The organism is Nocardia sp. CDC159, assembly GCF_023740735.1.
GTDB classification, from domain to species: domain Bacteria; phylum Actinomycetota; class Actinomycetes; order Mycobacteriales; family Mycobacteriaceae; genus Nocardia; species Nocardia pulmonis.
The window spans coordinates 296,865-321,437 of record NZ_JAMRXH010000007.1 but is presented as its reverse complement, the minus strand read 5'-3'; the positions used below and the strand labels follow the sequence as shown (position 1 = coordinate 321,437).

The following is a 24,573-nucleotide window of genomic DNA, read 5'->3' as shown; positions in this document are numbered from 1 at the left end:
AGGGAGGGCATGTTGACCGTACGGCCGGACGCCGCGGTGCGGCGGACGCACCCGCTGTCGAAGGCCCAGTGGGGCTGGTGGTTGGCGCAGCAGCTGCACCCGGCCGTGCCGATGACGGTGGCGATGTATCTGGATTTGGCGGGCCCCCTCGACATCGATCTGCTGGCTCGGTCGGCTCGGCAGGCCGCGCGCGAACTCGAGTCGCCGCATCTGCGGGTGTGCGTCGTCGACGGAACTCCGTGCCAGTATGTCGATCTCGAGGCTCCGCTGCCGTTCGACACGGTGGATACGACGAGCGAGGCCGATCCGGTTGCGGCAGCGCTGGATCGGATGGAGCGCGATTACAGCGCGCCGCTGGACCCCCGCGCGGATCGGCCGACCGTCGCCGTGCTGTTCACGGTGGGTCCGGATCGACATCTGATGTATCTGCGCAGCCACCACATATTTCTGGACGGCGTCGGCGCGGCCGCGGTGGTGCGGCGGACTGCGGAGCTGTACCGGGCCGCCCTTTCGACCGAAAGGCCAAGCCCCGCGAAGCCATTGGCATCCGAGGCACTGCCGGTAGCCCGACTTCTGGAAGACGAACGCGCGTACCAAGACTCTTCCCGCGCCGACGCCGATCGGGCCTACTGGCACGACCGGCTCGCCGGAGTGGATGAGCCGGTGAGCCTGACCGTCGAAAACGCCCCGCCGCAGGCGCGGCCGCACCACAGCACAGCCACCCTGGATCCGGCGACAGCGCGGCTGCTCGCCCTGGCCAAGGCCGCCCACGGCGCTACCTTCCCCGAACTGACCATCGCGGCCTTCGCCTGCTATCTGGCACGCATGACCGGCAGCGCCGAGGTCGTGCTCACGCTGCCGGTCACCGCCCGGCCCACCGCCGCGCTGCGCCGGTCGGCGGGCTCACTGTCCAATGTCGTCCCCCTGCGGCTGCGCGATCTCGACGTCGCCACCGTAGGCGAGATCATCGCGCAGGTGCGTTCGGCCGTCATCGGGGCGCTGCGGCACCAGCGGCACCGCCACGAAGACATTCGGCGCGAAAACCCCTCCCTGCGTGCGGGATTCGGGCCGGTGGTCAATGTCCTCGGCTTCATCGCACCGCTGCGCTTCGGCCCGCTCGTCGGGCACGGTCGGGTGCTCGCGCTCGGGCCCGTGGCGGACCTGCAGGTCAACGGCTATCAGGTCGGGCCGGACGAGCGCTCGGTATGCGTCGATTTCCAGGCGAACCCGGCCCGCTATCGGCACGAGACGATGATCCGGCATCAGCACGCGTTCCTGAACTACTTCGCGCACTTTCTGGCCGCCGAGAAGGACTGCGTCGCAGCCGATCTGGATCCGGCACCGAAACCGGTACCGCCGCCGTCCCCACCCGGATCGGTTCGGACGCTGCCCGAACTGTTGCGCGCGGCCATGACACCCGACGCGGTGGCGGTGTCCGACCGCGACCGCACGCTCACCTATCGGGAGCTGGACGAGGCGTCCTCGCGCTGGTCTCGAGCGCTACTGGCCCGCGGCGCGGGTCCCGGGGACCTGGTGGTCGTCGCCGTGCCTCGGTCGGCGGAGTCCGTGCTGGCCCTGTGGGCGGTCGCCAAATCCGGTGCGTGCTTCGTGCCGATCGACCCCGACGATCCCCCGCTGCGAGTGGCGACCGTGATCTCCAATTGCGCCGCGCGCTGGGGGATCACGGTCGGCTCGGTGCGCGACCGACTTCCGAACGGCGACAGCGGGGGCCGTGCGAACGGATCCGGCGGGGTGGACTGGCTGGTGCTCGACGACCCGGGGGACGCGGCACGGGCCGCCCGGCTGGCCGCGACGCCGATCACCGACGCCGACCGGCCGCGGCCGCTGCGACCGGCGCATCCGGCGTACCTCATTCACACCTCGGGCACCACCGGCACCCCGAAGGGCGTGGTGGTCGGTCACCACGGCCTGGGAGCGCTGACCGACTACCTCGTCGAACACTATGGGCTGAACCGCGATTCGGTGCTGCTGCATTCGCACACCGCGACCTTCGACGCACATCTGCTGGAACTGCTGGGCGCCTTCGCCGCGGGCGGGCGTCTGGTGGTCGCCCCACCCACGGTGATCGCGGGCGCCGAACTGGCCCGGCTGATCCGCACCGGCGGCTGCACCGTATTCCAGACCGCGCCCGCGGTGCTGGCCACCCTCGCTCCGGATCGGGTACCGGGGCTGGAGGTCGTGGCCGTCGGCGGGGCGCCCTGCCCGGCGACGCTGGTGCGCGAATGGGCCCCGCACGTGCGCCTGTTCAACGGCTACGGCCCGACCGAGGCGACCGTGATGGCCACCGAGACCGGGGCGCTGACGGCACACGAGCCGGTGACCATCGGGCGCGCGCTGCCGGGAATGCTTGCGGCGGTGCTGGATTCGCGGTTGCGGTGCGCACCGGCCGGTGCGCGCGGTGAACTCTACCTGGGCGGCCCGGCACTCGCCCACGGCTATCTGCACGATCCGGCGGGCACGGCGGCGCGGTTCATCGCCAACCCGTTCGGTGGCGGGGATCGGCTGTATCGCACGGGCGACCTGGTCGGCAGCCGACCGGACGGCGCGTTCGAATATCTGCGGCGGCTGGACGGGCAGCTCGAGCTGCACGGACGGCGGATCGAACCCACCGAGATCGAGGCCGCGCTGCTCGCCGTGCCGGGGATCACCGCCGCCGCGGTGACCGTCGCCGACGCGAGGCGGCCGGGTGCGCGGCTGGTGGGCTATGTGGTCGCCGCCGAGGGCATCGGATTCGATGCCCCTGCCGCACTGCGCCGACTGCGGGACACCCTGCCCGCCGCCATGGTGCCCGCGATGCTGATCGAACTGGACCGAATGCCGTTGTCGGGCAATGGAAAGATCGATCGATCGGCCCTGCCGCCCCCGGCCCGCGGCACCCGCCCCACGCGCGAACCGCAGACCGAGCTGGAGCGGCTGGTCGCCACCCGCTACGGCGCGGCGCTCGGCGCGGACAATGTCGGACGCGACGACGACTTCTTCGAGCTCGGCGGGAATTCACTGCTCGCCGTGGCGGTTTCGGCCGAGATCGCCGCCGCCACCGGCGTGCCGGTGACGGTCCGCTGGCTCTACGCGACACCGACCGTGGGCGCGCTCGCCGCTCGGATCGCCGGCTACGACGGTCGCGACGCCGACGACGACGCGTTGGGGGTGCTGCTCCCGTTGCGCCGCAAGGGAACTCGGCCGCCGCTGTTCTGCGTGCATTCGGCGGTGCCGCTGGCGTGGTGCTATGCGGGGCTGGCGCAGCACATCACCGACCGTCCCGTCTACGGGCTCCAGGCGGCGGTGCTCACCTCCGGCGCCGATGCCGCCACCATCGACGAGCTGGTCGACGACTACCTCGACGCCATCCGGGCCGTGCAGCCGCAGGGTCCGTATCATCTGCTCGGCTGGTCACTGGGCGGACAGATCGCCCACGCCCTGGCGGTGCGGCTGCGGGCCGACGGCGAGGAGGTCGCCGTGCTGGCCATGCTCGACAGCGTCGTCGTTCCTCCCGGCACCGAGCCGCCGACGCCGCCGCGTATGCGAGATCTGCTGACCCATCTACTCGGTGACGAACCCGACGATGCCGACGACGCGCCCGACCTCACCGCCGCCGAGGCCGCGGCCGAGCTGGCCCGTGCGCCCGGATCATTCGGCACGGGATTGACCGCGAGCCGCCTCGAGCGGCTGCACCGCGGATATGTCGCGGGCGTCGCGCTCGCCCACGGCTATCGGCCCCGCGTATTCGACGGTGACCTGCTGTACTTTTCGGCGACCCGTGGGGTGACCGCCGCGCTCGATGCGCGGATGTGGCGACCGTATGTGACCGGCGAGCTCATCGAGCACCCGGTGGACGCCACCCATGCGCAGCTGACCAATTCGGCGGTCGTCGCCGTCATCGGCCCGATCCTCGCCCGCCGCCTGAAGCGGGTGGCGGAGTCCGCGTTGTCGCGTTGACTCAGGCCCCGCACAGCCGATCGAGCGCCGCCCGACTCTCCTCGTCGGCGGCGCGGTAGATCACCAGCCGCTGACCGGGGTCCTGCATCGGCATCAGCACCTCGAACCGCACGGCGACCCGACCGACCTGTGGATGCCGCATGACCTTGATCCCACGGCCGTTGACCCGCACGTCACGCATGGCCCACAGCCGCGCGAATTCGGCATCGCGGCTGCGGAATTCGGCGATGAGGTCGCTCAGCGGCCCGTCCTCGGGATGGGCGGCCCAGGCCGCGCGCAGATCGGCGATGCCCTCGCGCAGGATCTGCTCGCGATCGACGAAGAAATCGCGCATCCGCGGATGCATCAGGCACAGCCACATGCTGTTGCGCTGCCGCGGCGGCAGCGTCTCGAGATCCAGCAGCAGGCGCGACATCTCCGGATTCCACGCCAGGATGTCGTAGCGGTGGTTGAGCAGCATCGCCGGACGCGGCGACAGATCGCGTACCAATCGGATCAGCTCCGGAGCGACCGTCGTCACCGCCGGGTCGAGCTGCGGCGGACGCTGCTGGGCCAGATCGAACAGGTAGGCGCGCTCGTCGGGGGCCAGCCGCAGGGCACGCGCCAGCGCGTCGAGCACCTCCGGCGAGGGCCGCAGGCCCCGACCCTGTTCGAGCCGGACGACGTAATCGGTGCTCACCCCGGCCAGCTCGGCGACCTCCTCGCGGCGCAGGCCGGGCGTGCGGCGCGACTGGCGGCGCTGCGGCAGGCCGAAGTCGCCGGGGTCGAGTCGTTCGCGCCGAGTCCGCAGGAATGCGGCGAGTTCCTGGGTCGCATCCACGGTGCCACTCGTCATCGTTCGATCCTACGACCAGGGTGGGACTGGCCTTCCCAGGAAATGCCCTCCCTTACCGCCGCTCGCGCACGGCCACAGACTCGAGGCCGACAGTGAGTACGACACAGGAGGACAGATGTCGCTGACCCTCGACACCTACCGGCTGCTGGGCCGGTCCGGGCTGCGGGTCTCCCCGCTCGCCCTCGGCGCCATGACCTTCGGCTCGGACTGGGGCTGGGGCGCGAACGCCGACGTCGCGCGCGAACTGTTCGACGGCTACGTCGCGCGCGGCGGGAACTTCATCGACACCGCCAACATGTACACCGGGGGCAGTGCCGAGCGGCTGCTGGGCGAGTTCACCCGGAACAATCGCGAAAGTCTGGTGCTGGCAACGAAATACACCATGCTGCGCCGTCCGGGTGATCCGAACTCCGGCGGCAACCATCGCAAGAGCATGTTCGCCTCGGTGGAAAACAGTCTGCGACAACTGAATACGGATTACATCGATCTGCTGTACCTGCACGCGTGGGACTTCCTGACCCCGGTGGAGGAGATCCTGCGCGGGCTCGACGATCTGGTGCGCCAGGGCAAGGTGCTCTACGTCGGCATCTCCGACACCCCGGCCTGGCAGGTCGCGCGCATGCAGGCCATCGCGGACCTGCGGGGCTGGGCGCCCCTGGTGGCCTTGCAGATCGAATACAGCCTCATCGAGCGCACGGTGGAGCGCGATCTGATCCCAATGGCCCGGGAATTGGGACTGGGTGTGGTGCCCTGGTCGCCGCTGGGCAGCGGGGTGCTGTCGGGCAAATACGGCCGCGCCGATCTCGGCGAGCCTGCCGTGGGATCGCCGGAGGGCACCCGCAAGAATCTGGCGATCGCCAGCGGGGCGCTCACCGAACGCGGGCTGGCGATCGCGGATGTGGTGAAAGAGGTTGCCGCGCAGATGCATCGGACCCCGTCGCAGGTGGCGCTGGCCTGGACGCTAAACAATCCGGGGGTGACCGCGCCGATCATCGGGGCGCGCACCCCGGCTCAGCTGGCGGACAATCTCGGGGCGCTGGAGGTCGAGTTCGAGCCGGGCCAGTTGGAGCGGCTGCACGCGGCGAGTGCCGTCGAACTCGGCTTCCCGCACGATTTCCTCGACCGGCCCATGACCCGCTCGGTGACTGTCGGAGATCTGAAGATCCAGGCGCGCTGACGATCCGGATGCGCGAGGGGCCGGGCGGCGACGCCCCCGCGCATCCGGTCGCCGCCGCCGCGTCACGCGCCGGGTGGGGACCCGGGGCGCCGGTCGGGCGAGGGATGAGGCCGACCGGCGGGAACGCGAACGCGACGGCATACCGTGGCCCGACCCGCTATCGGGGCCACGGCACGTCGTGCAGCCAGGGCAGCGCGTCGAAGGCGGACTGCACCGGCGAGCGCACCGCCTGTTCGACCGGTGGCGGCAGCGTGCGAAGGAAGCGGTCGACCGGTTCGGGCAGCGGGCGCTGCGGAGACGGGGCGGGTGCGGGGCGGGGTGCGCCCGGTGGGCGCGGGTTGCCCCAGCGGTCGAGCCCGTGGCGGTTGTATCCCCAGCGGTCGTAACCCGCTCGGTCGTAACCGAACCGGTCATAACCCTGCCGGTTGTAGCCTTGGCGGTCGTAGCCGAACCGGTCGCGGCCCGCGCGATCGAAACCGCCTCGGTCGTAACCCCAGCGATCGAATCCGTCGCGGTCGAAACCGTCGCGGTTGGCATTGTTGGACCGGTATCCGCGCCGGTCGTTGCCCCAGCGATCGAGTCCGGCGCGGTCGAAACCGGCGCGATCGAAACCCTGGCGGTTGAAGCCCTGCCGATCGTAGCCCTGGCGGTCGTAGCCCCAGCGGTCGTAGCCGTCGCGGTCGAATCCGTTGCGATCGAAGCGATTCGAGTCGCCGCGACCGCTGTCGTCGGTCGGGCGCTCGGCGGCGGGCGGGGGGACCACGATCAGCGTCGGCGATTGGCGGTCGGGCGGCGGCTCGGGTGCGGTCGGCGGTTCGGGCCTGGGCGGCGGTGTCGGCTCGGCGCTCGTTGATTCGGATTCGGCTGTGCGCGTGGCACTTTCGGAGTGAGTATTGGGATCGGCGATGGCCGGAGCGGCGACGAGTCCGGCCGAACCGGTCGCGATGGTTACGGCGAGGGCGGCCGCCAGGGCCGTTCGCTTCGCCGGGAAGACGGTGTCAGATCTCATGACGTGCTCGAATCGGTTCTCTCGTTTCGGGTCGACGACAATGGCCGCGCGGGGACAGTTCCGCGCGCAGCCGCGACAGCGCGCGGTGCTGGGCGGTGCGGACCGCGCCCGGGGAGGTGCCGAGCCGGGCGGCGACCTCGTCGGCGGACAGTCCGGCGACGACGCGCAGGTAGACGATGTGACGCTGGGTGGGCGGCAGCGTTTCGATCAGGGCGCGCATGCGTTCGGCGGCCTCGCGGTCGAGGGCCCGCGCCTCGGGGCCGCTGGCGGTATCGATCGAATCGGGTACGGACGCGGCCGGAATCGACCGGTTGCGGCGCAGGGCGCGGAAGGCGTCACCCAGTTTGTGCGCGGCGACACGGTAGACGAAGGCCATGAACGGCTTGCCCTCCTGCCGATAACGGGGCAGCGCCTCGGCGACGGCGATGCACACCTCCTGGGCCACATCGTCGGCCGACAATCGCGCGGTCTCACCGGCGCCCACTCGCGCGCGGCAGTACCGCAGCACCCACGGGCGCACGATCTCCAGCACCCGGCTCACCGCCGAGCGGTCGCCCGCGACGGCGCGATCGACCTGGGTCTCCAGCTCCACCCGCACCGATACCGGCAGTACGGCATCGGTGCTCCGCGAGCCATCCATGCGTCGAAGTCGAGTCACAATTGTCCGATTACGCAACGGCTTTCGCACCGGTCCGCGGGGGTCGCCCGGAGAGGTGGGACGACCCCCGCGGACCCGTGCGCACGCCGGTCAGCCCAGCAGCGCCAGCGAGCCGAGCGCCGAGCCGACCGACAGGCCGAGCAGGGGCAGGGTGACGAAGTCCAGGACCGCGCCAACGGCGGTGACGATGGCTCCGATACCGAGGACGGCGGCAGTACTCACAATGTTCTCCTTCGGATGCGACCCCTGCGGGCCGTGTTGCAATTACGGGAACGACTATTGCAGCGCTGCATCAGAATTTGCAAACCGTATTTGCATCATGATGATTGAAAACTGCAACAGCGACGGCGTGAAACAGGCCCGCCAGCGGGGTCAATCCGGTCGCCCGTCCACTCGAACGCGCTCGACAGAGAGAGGTGTTTCACATCTGGGACACCAAGTCCGCGTGGCCCAGCTCACCGGCAACGATCGGATCCGGCTACTCGGCAGCGACGCGATCCGCCCGCCGCTCCCGAGTGATGCTGGCGTACATGAAGTAGCCGATCAGCCCCGACACCGCATACAGCACGATCATCGCCACCGAGGGGTACCAGCCGATTCGATCACGCAGCTCCGCCCACGGCTCGGGCCGGATATGGCTGCCGATGCGCAGCAGCCCCTCGATCACGCCGAGCAGCCCGCCCAGCGCCAGCGGCAGCAGCGCCAGGCGCACCCGCCATGACGACTGCGCGATCGCCGCGGTCGCGACGAGGGCCAGATTGGACAGCAGGATCAGCGAGGCCGCGACATAGGAGTAGGCGAGCGCGGGGCCGCCGAGATAGCCGACGTAGACCGCGGGGGTGGTCGGCGCGTCCGAGCCGACCCACAGCGCCACCATCGCCAGCGCCCCGATCGTGAAAACCCCTGCCAGCCAGGGCATCGGCATCGCCAGCCCCCAGGCGCGCGCGACCAGAGTGCAGATGAAGTACCCCGCGGCGACGTAGCACAGATCACCCAGCAGGTCGGTGGCGTTGGCCAGGTGCAGGTCGATGGCGGTGTTGCCGTTCAGCCAGGTACCGGCCAGCACCGCCGGATTGCGCAGGGCGACGCCGACGACCAGCAGGGTCAGCGTGACCGTGAAGGGGCGCGACTGCGGGCGCTGCCGCCATTTGCTCGCGCGCAGGACGATCGTCACCAGCGCCAGCGCGCATGCCGCGAAACAGGCGATCAGCCCCGTGCTCACGTAAGCAATCCCTCCGTCGTGTCGGTGCGTCCGGTGGTGACACAAGGCCGTTCAGGGTTGAACCGGATTTGTGACACTTGCGACACATTACCGGATCGCGAATTCGGCTGATTCGGCGGGAAGTAGCAGGAAGAGGGCCTGGAATCTTGGTCTCTCTCGCCGCTGGGCCGCCTTCGGGGGACATGATCATTGCTGCAAAATTGCTATATGTTGTTGCATGTTTGCATCAGCTATTCAAGGAACAAGATCATGACCTGGAAACCGTCGGCCGCCCTCGCGCGGCTGCTGAGCCTGACCGCGCTCGCGGCCGTCGTCCTCGCCTCGACCGCCACCGCGGTGCGGGCCACGCCCGAGGGTGCTCGCATCGTCGAGACGGTCGTGCTGGACGATCGCAATGTTCGATACCGCGTCTACTCCCCCGCGATGGGCCGGGCCATCGATATCGATGTGCTGCGTCCGGCCGATGTCTCGGCGCCGCGGCCCACGCTGTATCTGCTCAACGGCGGGGGCGGCGGCGAGGACGACGCCACCTGGCGCAAGCAGACCGATGTGCTGGACTTCCTCGCCCGTAAGGAGGTGAACGTGGTGCAGCCGGTGGGCGGACGGTCGAGCTACTACACCGATTGGCGCGCGCCGGATCCCGTACTGGGCGTGCAGAAGTGGCGCACCTTCCTCACCGTGGAGTTGCCGCCGGTCATGGACGCCGCGCTGCGCGCCGACGGGCGCAGGGCCATCGCGGGCATGTCGATGTCGGCCACCTCGGTATTGCAGCTCGCGATCGCCGCGCCCGGGTTGTTCGGGTCGGTGGCCTCCTACAGCGGATGCGCGCGGATCAGCGATCCGACCGGGACGCGAATGGTGCGGACCGTGGTGAAGGTGGGCGGGGGCAATGCCGAGAACATGTACGGGCCGCCGGGGGATCCGATGTGGACGGCCAACGATCCCTATGTCCACGCCGATCGGTTGCGCGGTACCGAGCTGTATCTGTCGACGGGCAGCGGAGTTCCGGGGCCGCACGACGTGGCCGACAGCCCGTTTCTGATGACGCCCGCGCCGGAGGGACTGGTCAATCAGGTGGTCGTGGGCGGGGCCATCGAGGTGGCGACCGATCAGTGCACGCACCAGATGCGGGAACGGCTGAACGAGCTGGGCATTCCGGCCACCTACGACTTCCGGGCCGGGACGCATTCCTGGGGCTACTTCCGCGATTCGTTCCTGCGGTCGTGGCCGGTGCTCGCACGGGGGCTGGGCCTGCCCGGATGACCCGCGCGCCTCAGGTCAGCAGCCCCTCCGCGATACCGGCCCGGCGCCGACGGCGCTTACCGGCCTCGGCTTCCGTCCCCGTCTCCCGCAGATGTTCGCGCTCCCGGCGGGTCAGCTCCTCGAGCAACTGCAGCGTCGACGCCGACCGCAACGGCTCACTGGCCGCCGCCCGCAACGCCTCCTCCTGACTCACCAGCCCCGCCGCCACCAGCCCATCCACCGGATTGACCCCGTAGGCCCGCGCGAATTCGATCACCGTCTCCGCCACCGGCGGATCGCTCTCCCGCAGATGCCGCCCCACCCGATTGTTCCCGATCCCCATCCGCGCCGCGATGGCCCGCTCACTGTCCCCATCGGCCACCCGGTTCCGCCACTCCAGGAACCGCTCCATGCGCTCACTCACGCGCCATGATGTTACAAGATTGGATCATTTTCGTCCCCTCGAGCGCCCCGAAATGCGCCAATGTTGTCACAGTCACCCCCCAGGGAACGAGAGCGGCGACTCCGAATCGGGTCAGGCCGGGGCGCAGTTGTTCGGCGGGCGGCATGGCGCGGGTATGAGGCGGAACGTGGGCGCGGGTGGGGCTGCGGCCCGGGGATGGGTCAGGCTGGGGTGGTGGTCAGGGCGTGGGCCGCGGTGCGGTAGCGGGTGGCCAGGAGGCGGACTACCGCGGGGTGGGTGCCGATGGGGTCGGCGGTGCCGTCGGCGGAGCATTCGTGGAGGCGCTGGTGGAACAGGCCGTGAGCGAGGAGGTAGGGGGCGAGGAAGATTCGGGGAGCGCCGGAGGCGCGGAGGTGGGCGACCACCTCGGGAACTCGCGGGGTGCCGGTGGCGATGTAGGCGGTGTGGACAAGGGTGTCGAGGCGGTGGGACAGGAGGGCGGCGGCGCGGTGGACGTCTTGGCGGGCGCGGGCGTCGGAGGAGCCCGCGGCGGCGAAGACGACCGTGTCGCCGGGGCGCCAACCGGCGGCCCGGAGGCGGATGTGCATGATGCGGGCCAGGGCGGGGTCGGGGCCCAGGGCGGGGGTCACCGTGACCGCGGGGTGGGCGCTTTCGGCAACCTCGCGGGGGACGTCCTGGTAGACGTGGTAGCCCGAGGCCAGGAAGGCGGGGACCAGGACGGCGGGGGTGGGGCCGAGGTCGCGCAGCACCTCGGCGGGTGAGGGGCCGAGCACGTCGACGAAGGCGGTGCGCACGGGGATGTGCGAGCCGAGTTCGCGGGCCACCGCCTCGGCCAGGCGGGCGATCATCTGCACTCCGCGTGGGCTTCTCGTGCCGTGGGCGACCAGGACCAGGGCGGGATCGGTCATCGCGCACCTCCTAAAGAATGCTCGCCGATGGCGAAAGTCGTACCGCTCGAACGGCTTTCGCTCGGACGGTCGAGATCAGACCCCGGCCAGCGGGGTGGGGCGCTGCGGGCGCAACGACGGGGCGTACCCGGCAACCGGGGGACGCGGATTGTTGTCGATGCACTCGGCCGGATCCAGAGCCAGCCGATAACCGCGCTTGACCACCGTCTGAATGGCCTTGGGCGTACCCAGGCCCGCGCGCAGGCGGGCGATGCCGGTCTCCACCGCGTGTGTGTCCTCGCCGCCGCCGGGCAGTGCGGCCAGCAGATCCTCGCGCGAGACCACGCGACCGGGCTGGCGGGCCAGCGCCCGCATCAGCGCCATGGGCGCGGGCGCGAGCTGGCGCACCTCGCCGTCGACCACCACGCATCCGCCGCGCACACTCAGCACATGCCCCGCGGCGTGAATTCGGTTGGCGCGCCGGGGAAGTTCCTCGGCCACATGCCGCGCCAGCGCGCCCAGGCGCGCCCGGCCCGGCTGGGTCGTGGGCACGCCGAGCTCCTCCAGCGGCGCGGCGGTGATCGGTCCGACGCAGGCGGGCAGCACCCGGGTCCGGAAGGCGTGCAGCAGCGCCTCCAGCAGCCCGGTTTCCTTGGCGCGCATGAGCATCGAGGCCACGGCGGGGGCGCTGGTGAAGGTGACGCAGTCCAGCGCCGCGGTGACGATCGACTCGATCAGTCGATCCATCGGCACCTGATCCTCCGGCGGCGTCCAGCGATACACCGGCACCGGCACGACATCGGCTCCGGCACAGCGCAATACCTCGCAGAAGTCCGGCACCGGCTCCCATTCGGTGGTCGCGCCGTGCAACTGCACCGCGATGCGCACGCCCTCCACGCCCTCGGCGAGCAGATGGTCGAGCACCTCCGCCGAGGACTCCGAGGCGGGCGACCACTCCTCGCGCAGTTCGGCGGCGCGGATGGCGCCCTTGGCCTTCGGGCCGCGGGCCAGCAGCCGGGTCGCACCCAGCGTGGCGCGCAGCTGTTCGGCCAGGCCCCAGCCCTCGGCCGCCTCCATCCAGCCGCGGAAGCCGATGCCGGTGGTGGCCACCGTGATCCGCGGCGGCGTGGCCACCAATTGCCTGGTGACTCGCTCCAATTCGTTGTCATCGGCCAGCGGGATGATGCGGATCGCCGGGGCGGACACGATGGTCGCACCGCGCCGGGTCAGCAGGGTGGCGAGTTCGTCGGCGCGCCGGGCGGCGGTGATGCCGATGGTGAAGCCCTCGAGACAGTCGGGCTGCGGGGTGGCGCTCACGGTCATGCGGTGTCACCGCCGCTGCCGGCCACCGGCTCGTTGGAGACCGCGACCAGTCCGTCGACGACCCGGACCGCGTGCACCGGCAGCGCCACCGCCGGATCGTCCAGGCAGCGCCCGTCGATGAGCGAGAACGCCTGCTTCAGCAGCGGCGAGGCCACCACGGGCTCACCGCCTCGATCGCCGACGATGCCCCGCGACATGACCGCCGCGCGCCCGAACGGATCGATATTGCCGACCGCGTAGAGCGTGCCGTCCGGCAGCAGGAACAGCGCCGCCTGGCGGCCGTCCTTCAGCAACACCGCGACGCCGCGGCCGGGAATGAGATAGTCGAGCCGACAGGCCGAGGTCCACTCGGTGCTGGTGACCTGGGCAGTGCCCGGTGTATCGATCACGGTCATCGGTAACTCTCCTCCGAACGCCCCTACCTATTGGTACCGGCGTCCTGTTTCGTCGCGATTACGCGGCTATTTCCCGTCCGTGGCGGCCGCTGTGACGGGCATCTCGGGCATGCCCAGCAGCACCGGCACCTTCCGCTCCCCGCTGTCGTCGAAGGCGATGGTCGGATCGGCCTGCTCGGGCGCGTTGACGAAGGAGACGAACCGCGACAGCTTCGCCGGATCCTCGAGCACGGCGGCCCACTCGTCCCGGTAGCCCGCCACATGCCGGGCCATGGCCGCCTCCAGTTCGGCGGCGATGCCGAGGGAGTCCTCGCAGACGACCTGGCGCAGATAGTCGATGCCGCCCTCGAGCGACTCCTGCCAGGGCGCGGTGCGCTGCAGCCGGTCGGCGGTGCGGATGTAGAACATCAGATACCGGTCGATGTACTTGATCAGCGTCTCGTCGTCGAGATCACCGGCCAGCAGCACCGCGTGCTTGGGCGTGAGACCGCCATTGCCGCCGACGTAGAGGTTCCAGCCGTTCTCGGTGGCGATGACGCCGACATCCTTACCGCGCGCCTCGGCGCATTCGCGGGCGCAGCCCGACACCGCCAGCTTCAGCTTGTGCGGCGAGCGCAATCCGCGGTAGCGCTTCTCCAGCAGCACCGCCATGCCGACCGAGTCCTGTTGGCCGTAGCGGCACCAGGTGGAGCCCACACAGCTCTTCACCGTGCGCAGCGACTTGCCGTAGGCGTGCCCGGACTCCATGCCGACATCGACCAGCCGCTGCCAGATGCGCGGCAACTGCTCCACCCGCGCGCCGAACAGATCGATGCGCTGGCCGCCGGTCACCTTCACATAGAGGCCGAAATCCTTTGCGATCTGGCCGATTTCGATGAGCTGCTCGGGAGTGACCTCACCGCCGGGCATGCGCGGCACCACCGAATAGGTGCCGTTCTTCTGCAGATTCGCCAGGAAGTGGTCGTTGGTGTCCTGCAGCGCCGCCTGCTCGCCGTCGAGAATGTGATCGCTCGAGGTCGAGGCCAGAATGGAGGCGACGGTCGGCTTGCAGATATCGCAGCCGGATCCCCTGCCGTACTTGGCGATCAGGCCGGAGAAGGTGCGGATGCCGGTGGACTGCACGATGTGGAACAGCTCGGCGCGCGAGTGCTCGAAGTGTTCGCACAGCGCCTTGGACATCTCGACGCCGGACTGCTCGAGCAGCTTCTTGAGCATGGGAACGCAACCGCCGCAGGAGGTTCCGGCCGACGTGCAGCTCTTGACCGCCGCGATATCGCAGGCCCCCTCGGCGATGGCACCGCAGATCGCGCCCTTGGAAACGTTGTTGCAGGAACAGATCTGGGCGTCGTCGGGCAGCGCGTCGGCGCCGAGTTCGGCCCCGGCGGGCGAGATCAGGGCCGCGGGCTCGGCGGGCAGTTCGCTGCCCACCAGCGGCCGCAGCGCCGCGTACGCCGAGGCGTCGCCGACCAGAATGCCGCCCAGCAGCGTCTTGGCGTCGTCGGAGACCACGAGTTTGGCGTAGGTGCCCTTGGCCGCGTCGTGCAGCACCACCGACAGCGCGCCCTCGGTCACCCCGTGCGCGTCGCCGAAGGAGGCCACGTCCACACCCAGCAGCTTGAGCTTGGTGGACAGGTCCGCACCCGGGAATTCCCCGGCGCCGCCGAGCAATCGGTCCGCCACGATCTCGGCGGTGGTGTAGCCGGGGGCGACCAGGCCGTAGCAGACGCCCTCGATGGCGGCGACCTCGCCGACGGCGTAGATGTTCGGATCCGAGGTGGTCAGCCCGAGATCGGTGACCACGCCGCCGCGCGGCCCGACCTCCAGACCGGCCTCGCGGGCGAGCTGGTCGCGCGGGCGGATACCGGCCGAGAAGACCACCAGCGAGGCGTCGATCGTCGACTCGTCCGACAGCGTGACCCGTAGTCCCGCACCGTCTTGCGAGCCCTCGATGGCCGAGGTGCCCACGCCGGTGTGCACATGCAGGCCCAGATCGGTGACCAGCCGCTCGAGAATCGCGCCACCGCCCTCGTCGACCTGCACCGGCATCAGCCGCGGCGCGAACTCGACCACATGCGGGGTCATACCCATCAGGCGCAGCGCGTTCGCCGCCTCCAGGCCGAGCAGACCGCCGCCGACCACTACGCCGACCGCGCCCGGACCGGCCGCCTCGGCCGCGGCCCGGATGCCGTCGAGATCCTCGATGGTGCGATAGACGAAGCACTCCGGGCGATCGTGGCCCGGCACCGGCGGCACGAACGCGTACGAGCCGGTCGCGAGAACCAGTGCGTCGTAACCGATCACATCGCCGCCGGAGGTGGTGACCTTGCGGCCGCCACGGTCGATCGCCTCGGCCCGCTCGCCCAGCCGCAGATCGACCAGGTCGTCACCGGCGTACTCGTTACCCGGCAGCGCCAGCGCGCTCGCGTCCCACGCACCGACATAGGACGACAGCCCGACGCGGTCGTAGGCCGGTCGCGGCTCCTCGCTGAGCACGACGACCTGCCACTGTCCGGCGGCGTCCCGCGCGCGCAGCGCCTCGACGAAGCGGTGCCCGACCATGCCGTGCCCGACGACGACCACGGTCTTGCGCGGGGTGGACTCCTTGTGGTTCACCATCTTCTCCCCTGGTCTTTCGGTCAGGCCCGAACGGGCGTATCGGTGGATGTGTTGTGCGGCAGGGCATTCGCCTCCTCGGCGGCGAGCACCAGCGTTTCGGCCTCGACGACCACATCGGTATCCGCCCGCGGCCGCCGTAGGAACACCGCCCAGCACATGGCGGCGCAGACGACGTAGAAGGCGGTGAACACCCAGAACGCGGTGGTCGCGGATTTGGTGGAGGCATAGGAGGAGCGCAGCACCAGGTTGATGGCGACGCCGCCGAGCGCGCCGACCGCGCCGACGACCCCGATCATCGCCCCGGAGGTGTTCTGCGACCAGGCCGCCCGCTCGGCCGGACGCAGGCCCAGCCCCTGGGCCTTCGCGGCGAAGACCGACGGGATCATCTTGGTGACCGCGCCGTTGCCCACGCCCGACACCACGAACAGCGCGACGAATCCGGCCACCAGCGCGACCATCACCGCACCGGTGGGGACATGCCCGTTGCGATCGGCCATCGCGCTCGCGGCGGCCACCACGATGGCGGCGACCATCATCGCCAGGAAGCCGGCCAGCGTCACCCGCGCCCCGCCGAACCGGTCGGCCCACTTACCGCCGTACGGGCGGGCCAGCGAGCCGAGCAGCGGTCCGAGGAAGGCGAGCTGCGCGGCGTGCAGCGCGGCCTGGGCGGGCTTGTCACCCCCGGCCAGGAAGCTGACCTGCAGGATCTGCCCGAACGCGAAGCCGTAGCCGATGAACGAGCCGAAGGTGCCGATGTAGAGGAAGGCGATCGCCCAGGACTGCGGGACCTTCAGCGCGGTCCACATATAGGAGTAGTCGGCGCGCTGATTGCGCACATTGTCCATGAACAACGCCGCACCGGTGGCGGCGATCACGATCAGGACCAGGTACACCAGGCACACCACCGAGGCGTGGCCGTAGGCATTGCCCAGCGCGGCGATGACGGCCAGGCCGATCAGCTGCACGACCGGCACCCCGAGGTTGCCGCCCCCGGCGTTGAGGCCCAGCGCCCAGCCCTTGAGCCGCTGCGGATAGAAGACGTTGATATTGGCCATCGAGGAGGCGAAATTGCCGCCGCCCAGACCCGCGAACGCGGCCACGATCAGGAAGGTGGTGAACGAGGTGCCGGGCTGGTTCACGAAATACAGCGTCAGCAGCGTCGGGATTAGCAGCGCCAGCGCGCTGAATATGGTCCAGTTGCGGCCGCCGAATTTCGCGGTGGCGACGGTGTACGGAATTCGCAGCACCCCGCCGACAAGGGTGGGCACCGCGCCGAGGATGAACTTCCCCGCCGGATCGATGCCGAATACGTCGGTCGGCATGAACAACACCATGACCGACCAGATCGACCACACCGAGAACCCGACATGCTCGGCGAAGACCGACCAGATCAGGTTCCGGCGCGCGATGTCCTTGCCCCCGGCCTCCCAGGCGGCGACGTCCTCGGCATCCCAGTGCTCGATCTCGCGGCTGCGCATGGGCCCAAGGTAGGAAACCGGTATTGCGCCGATGCTGCGCGAGATGACTACTGAATCAACGGTTGCTCACGGGTCCCCCGACAGACCCGTGAGAACGCTACGCCCAGGTCTCTTCCAGCACCCGCGGCTTGCAGGCCTGCCAGGCGCCGGTCAGCAGCACCATCACCGCGACGCACAGCAGCGCGAACGGCGCACCCCAGCCGCCGGTGGCCGAGTGCAGCACACCGAACAGCAGCGGACCGACGCAGGCGACCGCATAGCCGACACCCTGGGTGAATCCGGACAGCGCCGCCGAACCGGCCTGGGTGCGGGTGCGCAGGTTGATCAGCGTCAGCGCCATCGGGAAGGTGCTCGGTCCCAGACCCAGCAGCAACACCCACAGCAGCGGCACGCTCATCGGCGCGAACAGCAGCCCGGCGAAGGCCGCGAAGAAGCACAGCGCGCAGACCACCACGATGGGGAACGGATTGCGCACCCGCGCGGTGACCGTCGGTGCGGACAGCGCCGCGACCAGACCGATCAGCGAGAAGATGCCGACCATTGTGCCGCCGAAGGCCTCGCTGGCCCCGGCGTCGGAGAAGATCTTGGGCAGCCAGGCGAACATGGCGTAGGTGGTCAGCGAGGTCATGCCGAACATTCCGGCCATACCCCAGGCCAGCGGGGAGCGCCAGACCCGGCCCGCGGCCGCGCCCGGCTCCGGCGGCAGTGCCGTGCGGTCCTGCTGATCGCGGCCGCGTCGATCGCGCAGCACGCCCAGCCACGGCAGCACCGCCACGAAGCCGAGCACCGACCACATGCCCAGCGACACCCGCCAGCCGTGCGAGTCGGCCACCGGCACCGCGACCAGCGCGGGCACGACGGTGCCCAGCTGCACCATCACGATGTACAGCGAGCTCAGCACCCCGACCCGATCGGAGAAGTACCGCTTGACCAGCGGCGGAATCACCACGTTGCCCACGCCCATACCCGCCAGCGCGAGCGCCGAGAAGGCCAGCAGCTCCCAGGTACTGGGCACGACCGCGCGAACGGCCTGACCGAAGCCGACCATCAGCATGGCGATCAGGGCGGTGCGCTCGAGGCCGAAGCGCCGCTCGAGTACGGGGGTCAGAATGCCCGCGAAGGCGAACATGGCCGTGGGGATCATGCCGAAGACGCCGACCACCGCGGTGGAGTACCCGATGTCCTGGCCGATCCGCTCCGCCAACGGGCTGAACGCGGTCACCGCCACCCGCAAGGTGGACGCCGAGGCGATGATCGCGGCCAACACCAGAAGCCGCCCCTCGAGAAGGGAGCGGCGGCGTAGTGGTTGCTGCTGGGTCGTCTGCTCGGCGGTTACTGTCACCGAGAAATCATAGGATGATTGGATGTTATGCGGCAACAAATGTGATGCGGGGTACTCTGTTGTGCGTGCAACCCGTTCGTCGCACCAGCCTCATCGCTCAGGTCACTGAGCAACTGCGTGCCGAAATCCGTTCCGGCCGTTGGCCTGTCGGCTCCCGCATCCCCACCGAACCGGAGCTGACGGAGCTGACCGGCACCGGTCGCAATACCGTGCGCGAGGCCGTACAGGCCCTCGTGCACGCCGGAATGCTCGAACGTCGCCAGGGCTCGGGTACCTATGTGATCGCGACCTCCGATCTGGGGGGCACGCTCACCAAGTACTTCGCCGACGCCGTCACCCGCGACATTCTCGAGCTGCGCCAGGCGCTGGACACCACGGCCGCGCGGCTGGCCGCGCAACGCCGCGACGACAACGACATCGCCGATCTACGCCGCCTGCTCGAGGCGCGCATCCAGATCTGGGACGAGCTGGGGCAGGAGGCCCCGGAGGCCATCGACGCCGATGTGCAACTGCACCGCGCCATCGTGGTCGCCAGCCACAACGCGGTGTATCTGGAGTTCTACGATTCGCTACTGCCGGTCATCGAGCAGGGAATCCGTTCCAGCTCGGCGCGTTTGACCGAGGACTACCACGCCGAGCACGCCGAGCTGGTGGCGGCGGTCGTCGACGGCGATCCGGAACGGGCGGCGCGCGTGGCCAACTGCTTCTTCGGCACGCTCATCGCCGAGTATCCGGACAGGTAAACATCTCGTCACCGCGCGGCGCATGCCGCGGTGAGCCGGATTTGGCGCGATCGTCATCGAGGGTGAATCCGGCGTAACGGCGGATTCGTACGGTATGAGCCGACCGCCGGTTCCCGCGCCAGCCGATCCTGGGGCCGGGTACCACGATGAGGGGCGGTCGTCTCCACCTCGAGAGGAAGCCGATGACCTCGTTCACCTATCAGGCCCGCGGCCGCTGGCTGGACCGCTGGGAGCCCGACAACGAAACCTTCTGGGAGAACGGCGGAAAACAGACCGCCCGCAAGAATCTGATCTTCTCGGTCTTCGCCGAGAATCTGGGCTTCAGCGTCTGGGTGCTGTGGGCCAGCGTCGTCACCGCCATGGGCCCGGCGGGTTTCACCTTCCTGGAGGGTCTGGGCAAGGGAAATCCGGTGGCCGTGGGCAATTCACTGCTGCTGACCTCCACTCCCACCCTCGTCGGCGCGGCACTGCGGATTCCGTACACCTTCGCCATTCCGCGCTTCGGCGGGCGGGCGTTCACCGTGTTCAGCGCGGCCATGCTGCTGATTCCCACGCTGGGGCTGGCGTATTTCGTCAATCAGCCGGGAACCCCGTTCTGGGTCTTCATGATTCTGGCCGCGCTGGCGGGCGTCGGCGGTGGCAACTTCTCCTCCTCGATGGCCAACATCAACTTCTTCTTCCCCGAGGGCAAGAAGGGCGCGGCGCTGGGCATCAACGCCGCGGGCGGCAATCTCGGTGTGGCGCAGACACAGTTGTTCGTACCGCTGGTGATCACGCTGGGCACCCATCTGCTGGCCAAGGACGCGGCCGGTTACCGGTTCGGCATCACCCTGGCCACGCTGCTGTGGATTCCGCTGATCCTGGTGGCCATGGTCGCGGCGCTGCGGTACATGGACTCGATCACCCACGCCAAGGCCGACGGCTCGTCCTACAAACTGGCCCTGGCCAATCCGCACACCTGGGTGATGGCGGTGCTCTACATCGGCACCTTCGGCTCGTTCATCGGCTTCTCCTTCGCCTTCCCGACGCTGCTCAAGGCCAACTTTCCGGACCTGGCCAAGATCGGCTGGATGAGCACCCTGGGCAACCTGGCCTTCCTTGGGGCGCTGGTCGGCTCGCTGAGCCGGCCGTTCGGCGGGTGGATCTCCGACCGGCTCACCGGCGCGCGGATCACGCTGTACGTCTTCGGCGGCATGGCGATGGCGACCGCGCTGATCATGGCCGCGCTCTCGGCGAAGCACTTCCCGCTGTATCTGGCCTCGTTCCTACTGCTGTTCGTGCTCAGCGGCATCGGCAACGGGTCGACCTACCGGATGATCCCCTCGATCTTCGCCGCCGCGGCCAAGCGGCGGGCCAGCGAGGCCGGGCAGGACCCGGGATCGGCGCTGATCGCCGCCAAACGGCAGGCCGGTGCGGCCATCGGGGTGGTCGGTGCGGTCGGCGCCGCGGGCGGCTGGCTGCTGCAGCAGGCGCTTCGGTTGTCCAACAACCACTTCGGCGGCATGGCCCCAGCGTTCTGGGCCTATGCGGTGACCTTCGTGGTGATGGGCGGGGTCACCTGGTGGTTCTATCTGCGGTCGTCGTTCGCGGTGGAACGAGCGCCCTCGCTCGCCTACGCGAACGTATGAAAGCCGGGAGCCGATACCCGCTCCCACAATCGAAAGCCGTGCCGGGCCAACCGCTTCATCCCCGGCACGGCTTTCGGCCCTCGCGCACAGGGACTTTCAGACGATGAGGCGGACCATATCGGCCGTGCGGGCCAGGCCCGGGAATGCCTCCGGGGTGGAGCGGGGATGTAATGCGTGCACGGCGAGCCGAAACATGACCGCCCGCAACACCATCTGCGGCCATTCGGGTAGGTCGGCCCAGCGCTGTAATAAACCGTCGTCCGCACCGCCCCAGGACAGAGCGTCGACCACGATGACCCCGGCCGCCCACGGCGCGGGCCGCCAGTACGGGGTGATATCGGTCAGGCCGGGGGTCTGCGCCCCGGCGAACAGCACCGTGCCGAACAGATCGCCGTGCACCAGCTGCGGCGGGGACTGCACCGGTTTGCGCAGGGTGGCCAGCTGCGCGAGCATCTCCAGGCTGCGCTGTCCGTCGGGCGAGGTGACCGGCAGCATGCCGCCGATCTTGAGGCTGCGCAACGGAACCGGTTCCCAGGCCGCGCGATCGGCGGCCACGAAGACGTCGACGTCCACCCACGGCGCGATCGGCTGCTGCACCAGGAAGCGCGGGCGATCCAGCTTGGCGGTGGCCTGATGCAGTCGCAGCGACACCGACACCACCTCGTCGTGCCGCGGCTCGGGCGTGCCCTCGAGGTAGGTGTCCGCTCGCCAACCGGATACGACGTACCGACCGTCGGTCGCGCGCACCGGGCGCGCCAGCCGTAGCCCGTCCACCTTCAGGGTTTCGCGAACCTTGGCCGACCACGCGGCGCGCGCGTGGTCGGCCACCGGGCTGAGCACCACATCGCCGCAGCGCCAGCCGCCGTCCCAATCGCCAAGGGCGATCGGGGTTTCTTCGCGAAGTCCGAACGTGGCACGCACGTGTTCGGGCGGTTCCACAGAAGTCACGGCCGTACCGTACTCCCGGGTCTTTGCCGGGTCCCGCCGCCGCGCCGGAGCGTCAGTACACCGGCAGCGAGGGGTCGATCTGCTTGGCCCAGGCGATGATTCCGCCCTGCAGATGCGTCGCATCGGCGAAGCCGGCGCGCTTGAGCGCGGCCAGGGCCTCGGCCGAACGCACACCGGTCTTGCAGTGCAACACGATCGGGCGGTTCTGCGGCAGCTCGGCCAGCGCCTCACCGGACAGGATGCGGTCCTTGGGCACCAGCGTCGCGCCGTCGATGCGCACGATGTCCCACTCGACCGGCTCGCGGACATCGATGATCGCGACGTCCTTACCCGCGTCGAGCATGTCCTTGAGCTCGCGCGCGGTGACGGTCGAGCCCGCGGCAGCGGCCTGACCCTCCTCGGACACCACGCCGCAGAACGCGTCGTAGTCGATCAGCTCGGTGATCGGCTTGCGCTCCGGATCGCGGCGCAGCTTGATCGTCCGGTAGTTCATATCCAGTGCGTCGTAGACCATCAACCGGCCCAGCAGCGGCTCGCCGATGCCGGTGATCAGCTTGATCGCCTCGGTCACCATGATCGAACCGATGGACGCGCACAGCACGCCCAGCACGCCGCCCTCGGCGCAGGAGGGCACCATGCCCGGCGGCGGGGCCTCCGGATAGAGGTCGCGGTAGTTGATGCCGCGGCCGTCGGGGGCGTCCTCCCAGAACACCGAGACCTGGCCCTCGAAGCGGTAGATCGAGCCCCACACGTAGGGCTTACCGGCCAGCACCGCCGCGTCGTTGACCAGATAGCGGGTGGCGAAATTGTCGGTGCCGTCGACGATCAGGTCGTAGCGGGAGAACAGCTCGACCGCGTTGTCGTTGTCGAGTCGGAACTTGTGCAGCTCGACATCGATGCCGGAGTTGATCTCCAGAATCGAGTCGCGCGCCGAATCGGCCTTGGAGCGCCCGATATCGGATTCGCCGTGAATGATCTGCCGCTGCAGATTCGAGGCGTCCACCTCGTCGAATTCCACGATGCCCAGCGTGCCGACCCCGGCCGCGGCCAGATACAGCAGCGCAGGGGAGCCGAGCCCGCCCGCGCCGATCACCAGCACCTTGGCATTCTTCAACCGCTTCTGCCCGTCCACGCCCAGATCGGGAATGATCAGATGGCGGCTGTAGCGGGCGACCTCATCCCTGGTCAGCTCCGCGGCCGGCTCGACCAATGGCGGCAGGGACTTTGGTGATGACACGTCGTCAGACTCCTCGAATAGAATTCGCCGATCACGCTCACCCGTGCAACACGGCGCATCGAGCGGTTCTTCCCGACCATCCTGCCCCAGCACTACCCCGTGGGATACGGCCAGGGGTTGAAGCGGCATTTCTTGCCGTCCATCGGGACCACGCCCTGCGGGTCGAGCTTGGCGATGTCGTTGTTGCGGGTGCCGAAGGTCTGCTGCATCATCACCGGGGCCAGGCCGCCGTCGGTGCCGCAGGGCTGGTGTTCGTGATAGCCGATGGCGTGGCCGACCTCGTGGTTGATCAGATACTGCCGGTACGAGCCGATATCGCCCTCGAACGACACCGCCCCGCGCACCCAGCGCACCTCGGACAGGATCACCCGGTCCAGATCGGAGTTGTAGCAGGACGAGTCGATCGGAATCTCGAAGCCGCAGGCGGATTCGGTGGTCTTGCGCGAGGTCAGCGAGACGCGGAAGTCGGGCTCCCCGGTATCGATGCGGCGGAAGGCGAATTTGGGATCGTGGATCCAGCTCTTGGGATTGGCCAGGGTGGCATCGACCATCTTGGCGACGGCGGCGTCACCGCCCAGGGCGGTGGTGTCGATACCGTCCTCGACCTCCACGGTGTAGGTGAACACCTGCCCCTGCGTCGCGCCGACGGTGCCGCTGGTGCCCGGTACCGGATGCCAGGTGCCGGCGGCCGTCTCGGCGAACGGGCCGCCGTCGGGCAGCGTGCCCGTGGGCAGATCGGCCGCGAATTTGCCGTCCCCCTTGGGCGGTGCGCCGATGACGCCGCCCGCTTTCGCGGTGCGCTGGCTGAGCCGTCCCAGACCGGGTGCGCCGCTCCCCTCGTCTCCACCCCCCTTGACGGCGTCGACGACGACCAGCACGGTGATCACGAACAGCACCGGTAACGCATAGGCGCGCCAGCCGTAGGTGGAGACGAAGCGGCCGATCCGGCTCTGCTTGGTCGTCTCGCGATCGGGTCGCGGCCGGGCCGGGGAGTCCTCCGCGAGCGGATCCCAGCGGGCGCGCAGCGGCTGGTGCGACCGGTCGACCAGGTGGGTGAGCTGCGGCTCCTCGGCCTCCGCCGGGGAGGTGTAGAGGCCGAGTGGATCGTAGATCTCCGGCTGTGGTTTACCCTTGCGTCTCGATCCCAGGGCACTCACCCGGGCGGAGACAGCGCCCACGGGGCGACGCGAATCGCGCCCGCCGGTCGATCTGCCCCGTTGGTCGGTCACGACATTCAGCGTCTCACAACCCGCCCGGGGACACCCGGGGACGTGACCCGAGCTTCAGGGGTTGCGAGATTTCTCACCGCTGTGCGAGATTTCTCGGGGCAACCGGTTACTGACCGATTGCCAATAGTGTGTAGATATTGGTCACTCGTCCCGCTCCGCGGCGTGATCCGGAACGGACTTGGACGACCGCAATAGTGTGAGAACCGGGATCAGCACGCGGCCC

At 69.5% G+C, this 24,573-nt stretch carries 20 protein-coding genes; 5 read left to right on the top strand and 15 right to left on the bottom strand.

From position 1 onward, the window contains the following. Window positions 1–9: 9 nt before the first annotated feature. Window positions 10–3,957, top strand: a complete 3,948-nt coding sequence (locus tag NDR87_RS18510) for an amino acid adenylation domain-containing protein (RefSeq protein WP_251913930.1) — start codon at window positions 10–12, stop codon at window positions 3,955–3,957. A 1-nt stretch (window position 3,958) separates the two neighbouring features. On the opposite strand, the gene NDR87_RS18505 is transcribed toward NDR87_RS18510, so the two are convergent. Then, window positions 3,959–4,792, bottom strand: a complete 834-nt coding sequence (locus NDR87_RS18505) for a helix-turn-helix transcriptional regulator (protein WP_251913931.1) — start codon at window positions 4,790–4,792, stop codon at window positions 3,959–3,961. Between the two features lie 115 nt (window positions 4,793–4,907). Between NDR87_RS18505 and NDR87_RS18500 the strand changes: the two genes are divergently transcribed. Next, entirely contained in the window at window positions 4,908–5,969 is a 1,062-nt protein-coding gene (locus tag NDR87_RS18500; RefSeq protein ID WP_251913932.1) for an aldo/keto reductase, read from the top strand. 157 nt (window positions 5,970–6,126) lie between these two features. On the opposite strand, the gene NDR87_RS18495 is transcribed toward NDR87_RS18500, so the two are convergent. The 4 genes from NDR87_RS18495 to NDR87_RS18485 form a co-directional block, all read right to left on the bottom strand. Further along, window positions 6,127–6,978 carry a hypothetical protein gene (locus NDR87_RS18495; RefSeq protein WP_251913933.1) on the bottom strand — a complete coding sequence of 284 codons (852 nt, stop codon included), beginning with the start codon at window positions 6,976–6,978 and terminating at the stop codon, window positions 6,127–6,129. Further along, on the bottom strand, window positions 6,968–7,618 hold the full coding sequence (gene shbA, locus NDR87_RS18490) for an RNA polymerase sigma factor ShbA (RefSeq protein ID WP_251913934.1): 651 nt from the start codon (window positions 7,616–7,618) through the stop codon (window positions 6,968–6,970). Before shbA ends, NDR87_RS18495 begins: the two co-directional genes overlap by 11 nt. 108 nt (window positions 7,619–7,726) lie before the next feature. Next, complete coding sequence (locus NDR87_RS37375) at window positions 7,727–7,858, bottom strand: hypothetical protein (protein WP_286013695.1); 132 nt, start codon at window positions 7,856–7,858, stop codon at window positions 7,727–7,729. A 256-nt stretch (window positions 7,859–8,114) separates the two neighbouring features. Continuing rightward, window positions 8,115–8,858 carry a hypothetical protein gene (locus NDR87_RS18485; protein WP_251913935.1) on the bottom strand — a complete coding sequence of 248 codons (744 nt, stop codon included), beginning with the start codon at window positions 8,856–8,858 and terminating at the stop codon, window positions 8,115–8,117. Between the two features lie 249 nt (window positions 8,859–9,107). Between NDR87_RS18485 and NDR87_RS18480 the strand changes: the two genes are divergently transcribed. Continuing rightward, a complete protein-coding gene (locus NDR87_RS18480) occupies window positions 9,108–10,121 on the top strand; it encodes an alpha/beta hydrolase family protein (protein ID WP_251913936.1) in 1,014 nt (337 codons plus the stop codon). Between the two features lie 10 nt (window positions 10,122–10,131). Here the strand turns inward: NDR87_RS18480 and NDR87_RS18475 are convergent, their stop codons facing one another. From NDR87_RS18475 to NDR87_RS18445, 7 genes are all read right to left on the bottom strand, one after another. Then, the gene (locus tag NDR87_RS18475; protein WP_251913937.1) at window positions 10,132–10,524 is read right to left on the bottom strand and encodes a hypothetical protein; all 393 of its coding nucleotides are present in this window, start codon (window positions 10,522–10,524) and stop codon (window positions 10,132–10,134) included. A gap of 200 nt (window positions 10,525–10,724) precedes the next feature. Beyond that, window positions 10,725–11,432 carry a sirohydrochlorin chelatase gene (locus tag NDR87_RS18470; RefSeq protein WP_251913938.1) on the bottom strand — a complete coding sequence of 236 codons (708 nt, stop codon included), beginning with the start codon at window positions 11,430–11,432 and terminating at the stop codon, window positions 10,725–10,727. A gap of 75 nt (window positions 11,433–11,507) precedes the next feature. Then, window positions 11,508–12,734: a uroporphyrinogen-III synthase gene (locus NDR87_RS18465; RefSeq protein ID WP_251913939.1), complete on the bottom strand. Its 1,227-nt coding sequence runs from the start codon at window positions 12,732–12,734 to the stop codon at window positions 11,508–11,510. Next, window positions 12,731–13,129 carry a nitrite reductase small subunit NirD gene (gene nirD / locus NDR87_RS18460; RefSeq protein ID WP_251913940.1) on the bottom strand — a complete coding sequence of 133 codons (399 nt, stop codon included), beginning with the start codon at window positions 13,127–13,129 and terminating at the stop codon, window positions 12,731–12,733. Before nirD ends, NDR87_RS18465 begins: the two co-directional genes overlap by 4 nt. Window positions 13,130–13,195: 66 nt before the next feature. Beyond that, window positions 13,196–15,745, bottom strand: coding sequence for a nitrite reductase large subunit NirB (gene nirB / locus NDR87_RS18455; RefSeq protein WP_251913941.1), 2,550 nt, complete (start codon window positions 15,743–15,745; stop codon window positions 13,196–13,198). Window positions 15,746–15,765: 20 nt separating this feature from the next. Then, entirely contained in the window at window positions 15,766–17,223 is a 1,458-nt protein-coding gene (locus tag NDR87_RS18450) for an MFS transporter (protein WP_251913942.1), read from the bottom strand. 97 nt (window positions 17,224–17,320) lie between these two features. Then, complete coding sequence (locus NDR87_RS18445; protein ID WP_251913943.1) at window positions 17,321–18,565, bottom strand: MFS transporter; 1,245 nt, start codon at window positions 18,563–18,565, stop codon at window positions 17,321–17,323. A 65-nt stretch (window positions 18,566–18,630) separates the two neighbouring features. Between NDR87_RS18445 and NDR87_RS18440 the strand changes: the two genes are divergently transcribed. Further along, window positions 18,631–19,308: a FadR/GntR family transcriptional regulator gene (locus NDR87_RS18440; protein WP_251913944.1), complete on the top strand. Its 678-nt coding sequence runs from the start codon at window positions 18,631–18,633 to the stop codon at window positions 19,306–19,308. Window positions 19,309–19,490: 182 nt separating this feature from the next. Then, entirely contained in the window at window positions 19,491–20,936 is a 1,446-nt protein-coding gene (locus NDR87_RS18435) for an MFS transporter (protein ID WP_251913945.1), read from the top strand. Between the two features lie 96 nt (window positions 20,937–21,032). On the opposite strand, the gene NDR87_RS18430 is transcribed toward NDR87_RS18435, so the two are convergent. From NDR87_RS18430 to NDR87_RS18420, 3 genes are all read right to left on the bottom strand, one after another. Continuing rightward, complete coding sequence (locus NDR87_RS18430; RefSeq protein WP_251913946.1) at window positions 21,033–21,884, bottom strand: TIGR02569 family protein; 852 nt, start codon at window positions 21,882–21,884, stop codon at window positions 21,033–21,035. A 52-nt stretch (window positions 21,885–21,936) separates the two neighbouring features. Then, entirely contained in the window at window positions 21,937–23,121 is a 1,185-nt protein-coding gene (moeZ, locus tag NDR87_RS18425; protein ID WP_251913947.1) for an adenylyltransferase/sulfurtransferase MoeZ, read from the bottom strand. A 92-nt stretch (window positions 23,122–23,213) separates the two neighbouring features. Beyond that, on the bottom strand, window positions 23,214–24,359 hold the full coding sequence (locus NDR87_RS18420; RefSeq protein WP_372494217.1) for a DUF3152 domain-containing protein: 1,146 nt from the start codon (window positions 24,357–24,359) through the stop codon (window positions 23,214–23,216). Between the last annotated feature and the right edge of the window lie 214 nt (window positions 24,360–24,573).

What these genes read in the sequence shown, in the direction of transcription:
- NDR87_RS18465 (WP_251913939.1), bottom strand. Translation starts at nt 12,734, where the DNA reads ATGACCGTGAGCGCCACCCCGCAGCCCGACTGTCTCGAGGGCTTCACC.
- NDR87_RS18495 (WP_251913933.1), bottom strand. Translation starts at nt 6,978, where the DNA reads ATGAGATCTGACACCGTCTTCCCGGCGAAGCGAACGGCCCTGGCGGCC.
- NDR87_RS18500 (WP_251913932.1), top strand. Translation starts at nt 4,908, where the DNA reads ATGTCGCTGACCCTCGACACCTACCGGCTGCTGGGCCGGTCCGGGCTG.
- NDR87_RS18505 (WP_251913931.1), bottom strand. Translation starts at nt 4,792, where the DNA reads ATGACGAGTGGCACCGTGGATGCGACCCAGGAACTCGCCGCATTCCTG.
- NDR87_RS18510 (WP_251913930.1), top strand. Translation starts at nt 10, where the DNA reads ATGTTGACCGTACGGCCGGACGCCGCGGTGCGGCGGACGCACCCGCTG.
- shbA (WP_251913934.1), bottom strand. Translation starts at nt 7,618, where the DNA reads ATGGATGGCTCGCGGAGCACCGATGCCGTACTGCCGGTATCGGTGCGG.
- NDR87_RS18450 (WP_251913942.1), bottom strand. Translation starts at nt 17,223, where the DNA reads ATGCGCAGCCGCGAGATCGAGCACTGGGATGCCGAGGACGTCGCCGCC.
- NDR87_RS18435 (WP_251913945.1), top strand. Translation starts at nt 19,491, where the DNA reads ATGACCTCGTTCACCTATCAGGCCCGCGGCCGCTGGCTGGACCGCTGG.
- NDR87_RS18480 (WP_251913936.1), top strand. Translation starts at nt 9,108, where the DNA reads ATGACCTGGAAACCGTCGGCCGCCCTCGCGCGGCTGCTGAGCCTGACC.
- NDR87_RS18470 (WP_251913938.1), bottom strand. Translation starts at nt 11,432, where the DNA reads ATGACCGATCCCGCCCTGGTCCTGGTCGCCCACGGCACGAGAAGCCCA.
- nirB (WP_251913941.1), bottom strand. Translation starts at nt 15,745, where the DNA reads ATGGTGAACCACAAGGAGTCCACCCCGCGCAAGACCGTGGTCGTCGTC.
- nirD (WP_251913940.1), bottom strand. Translation starts at nt 13,129, where the DNA reads ATGACCGTGATCGATACACCGGGCACTGCCCAGGTCACCAGCACCGAG.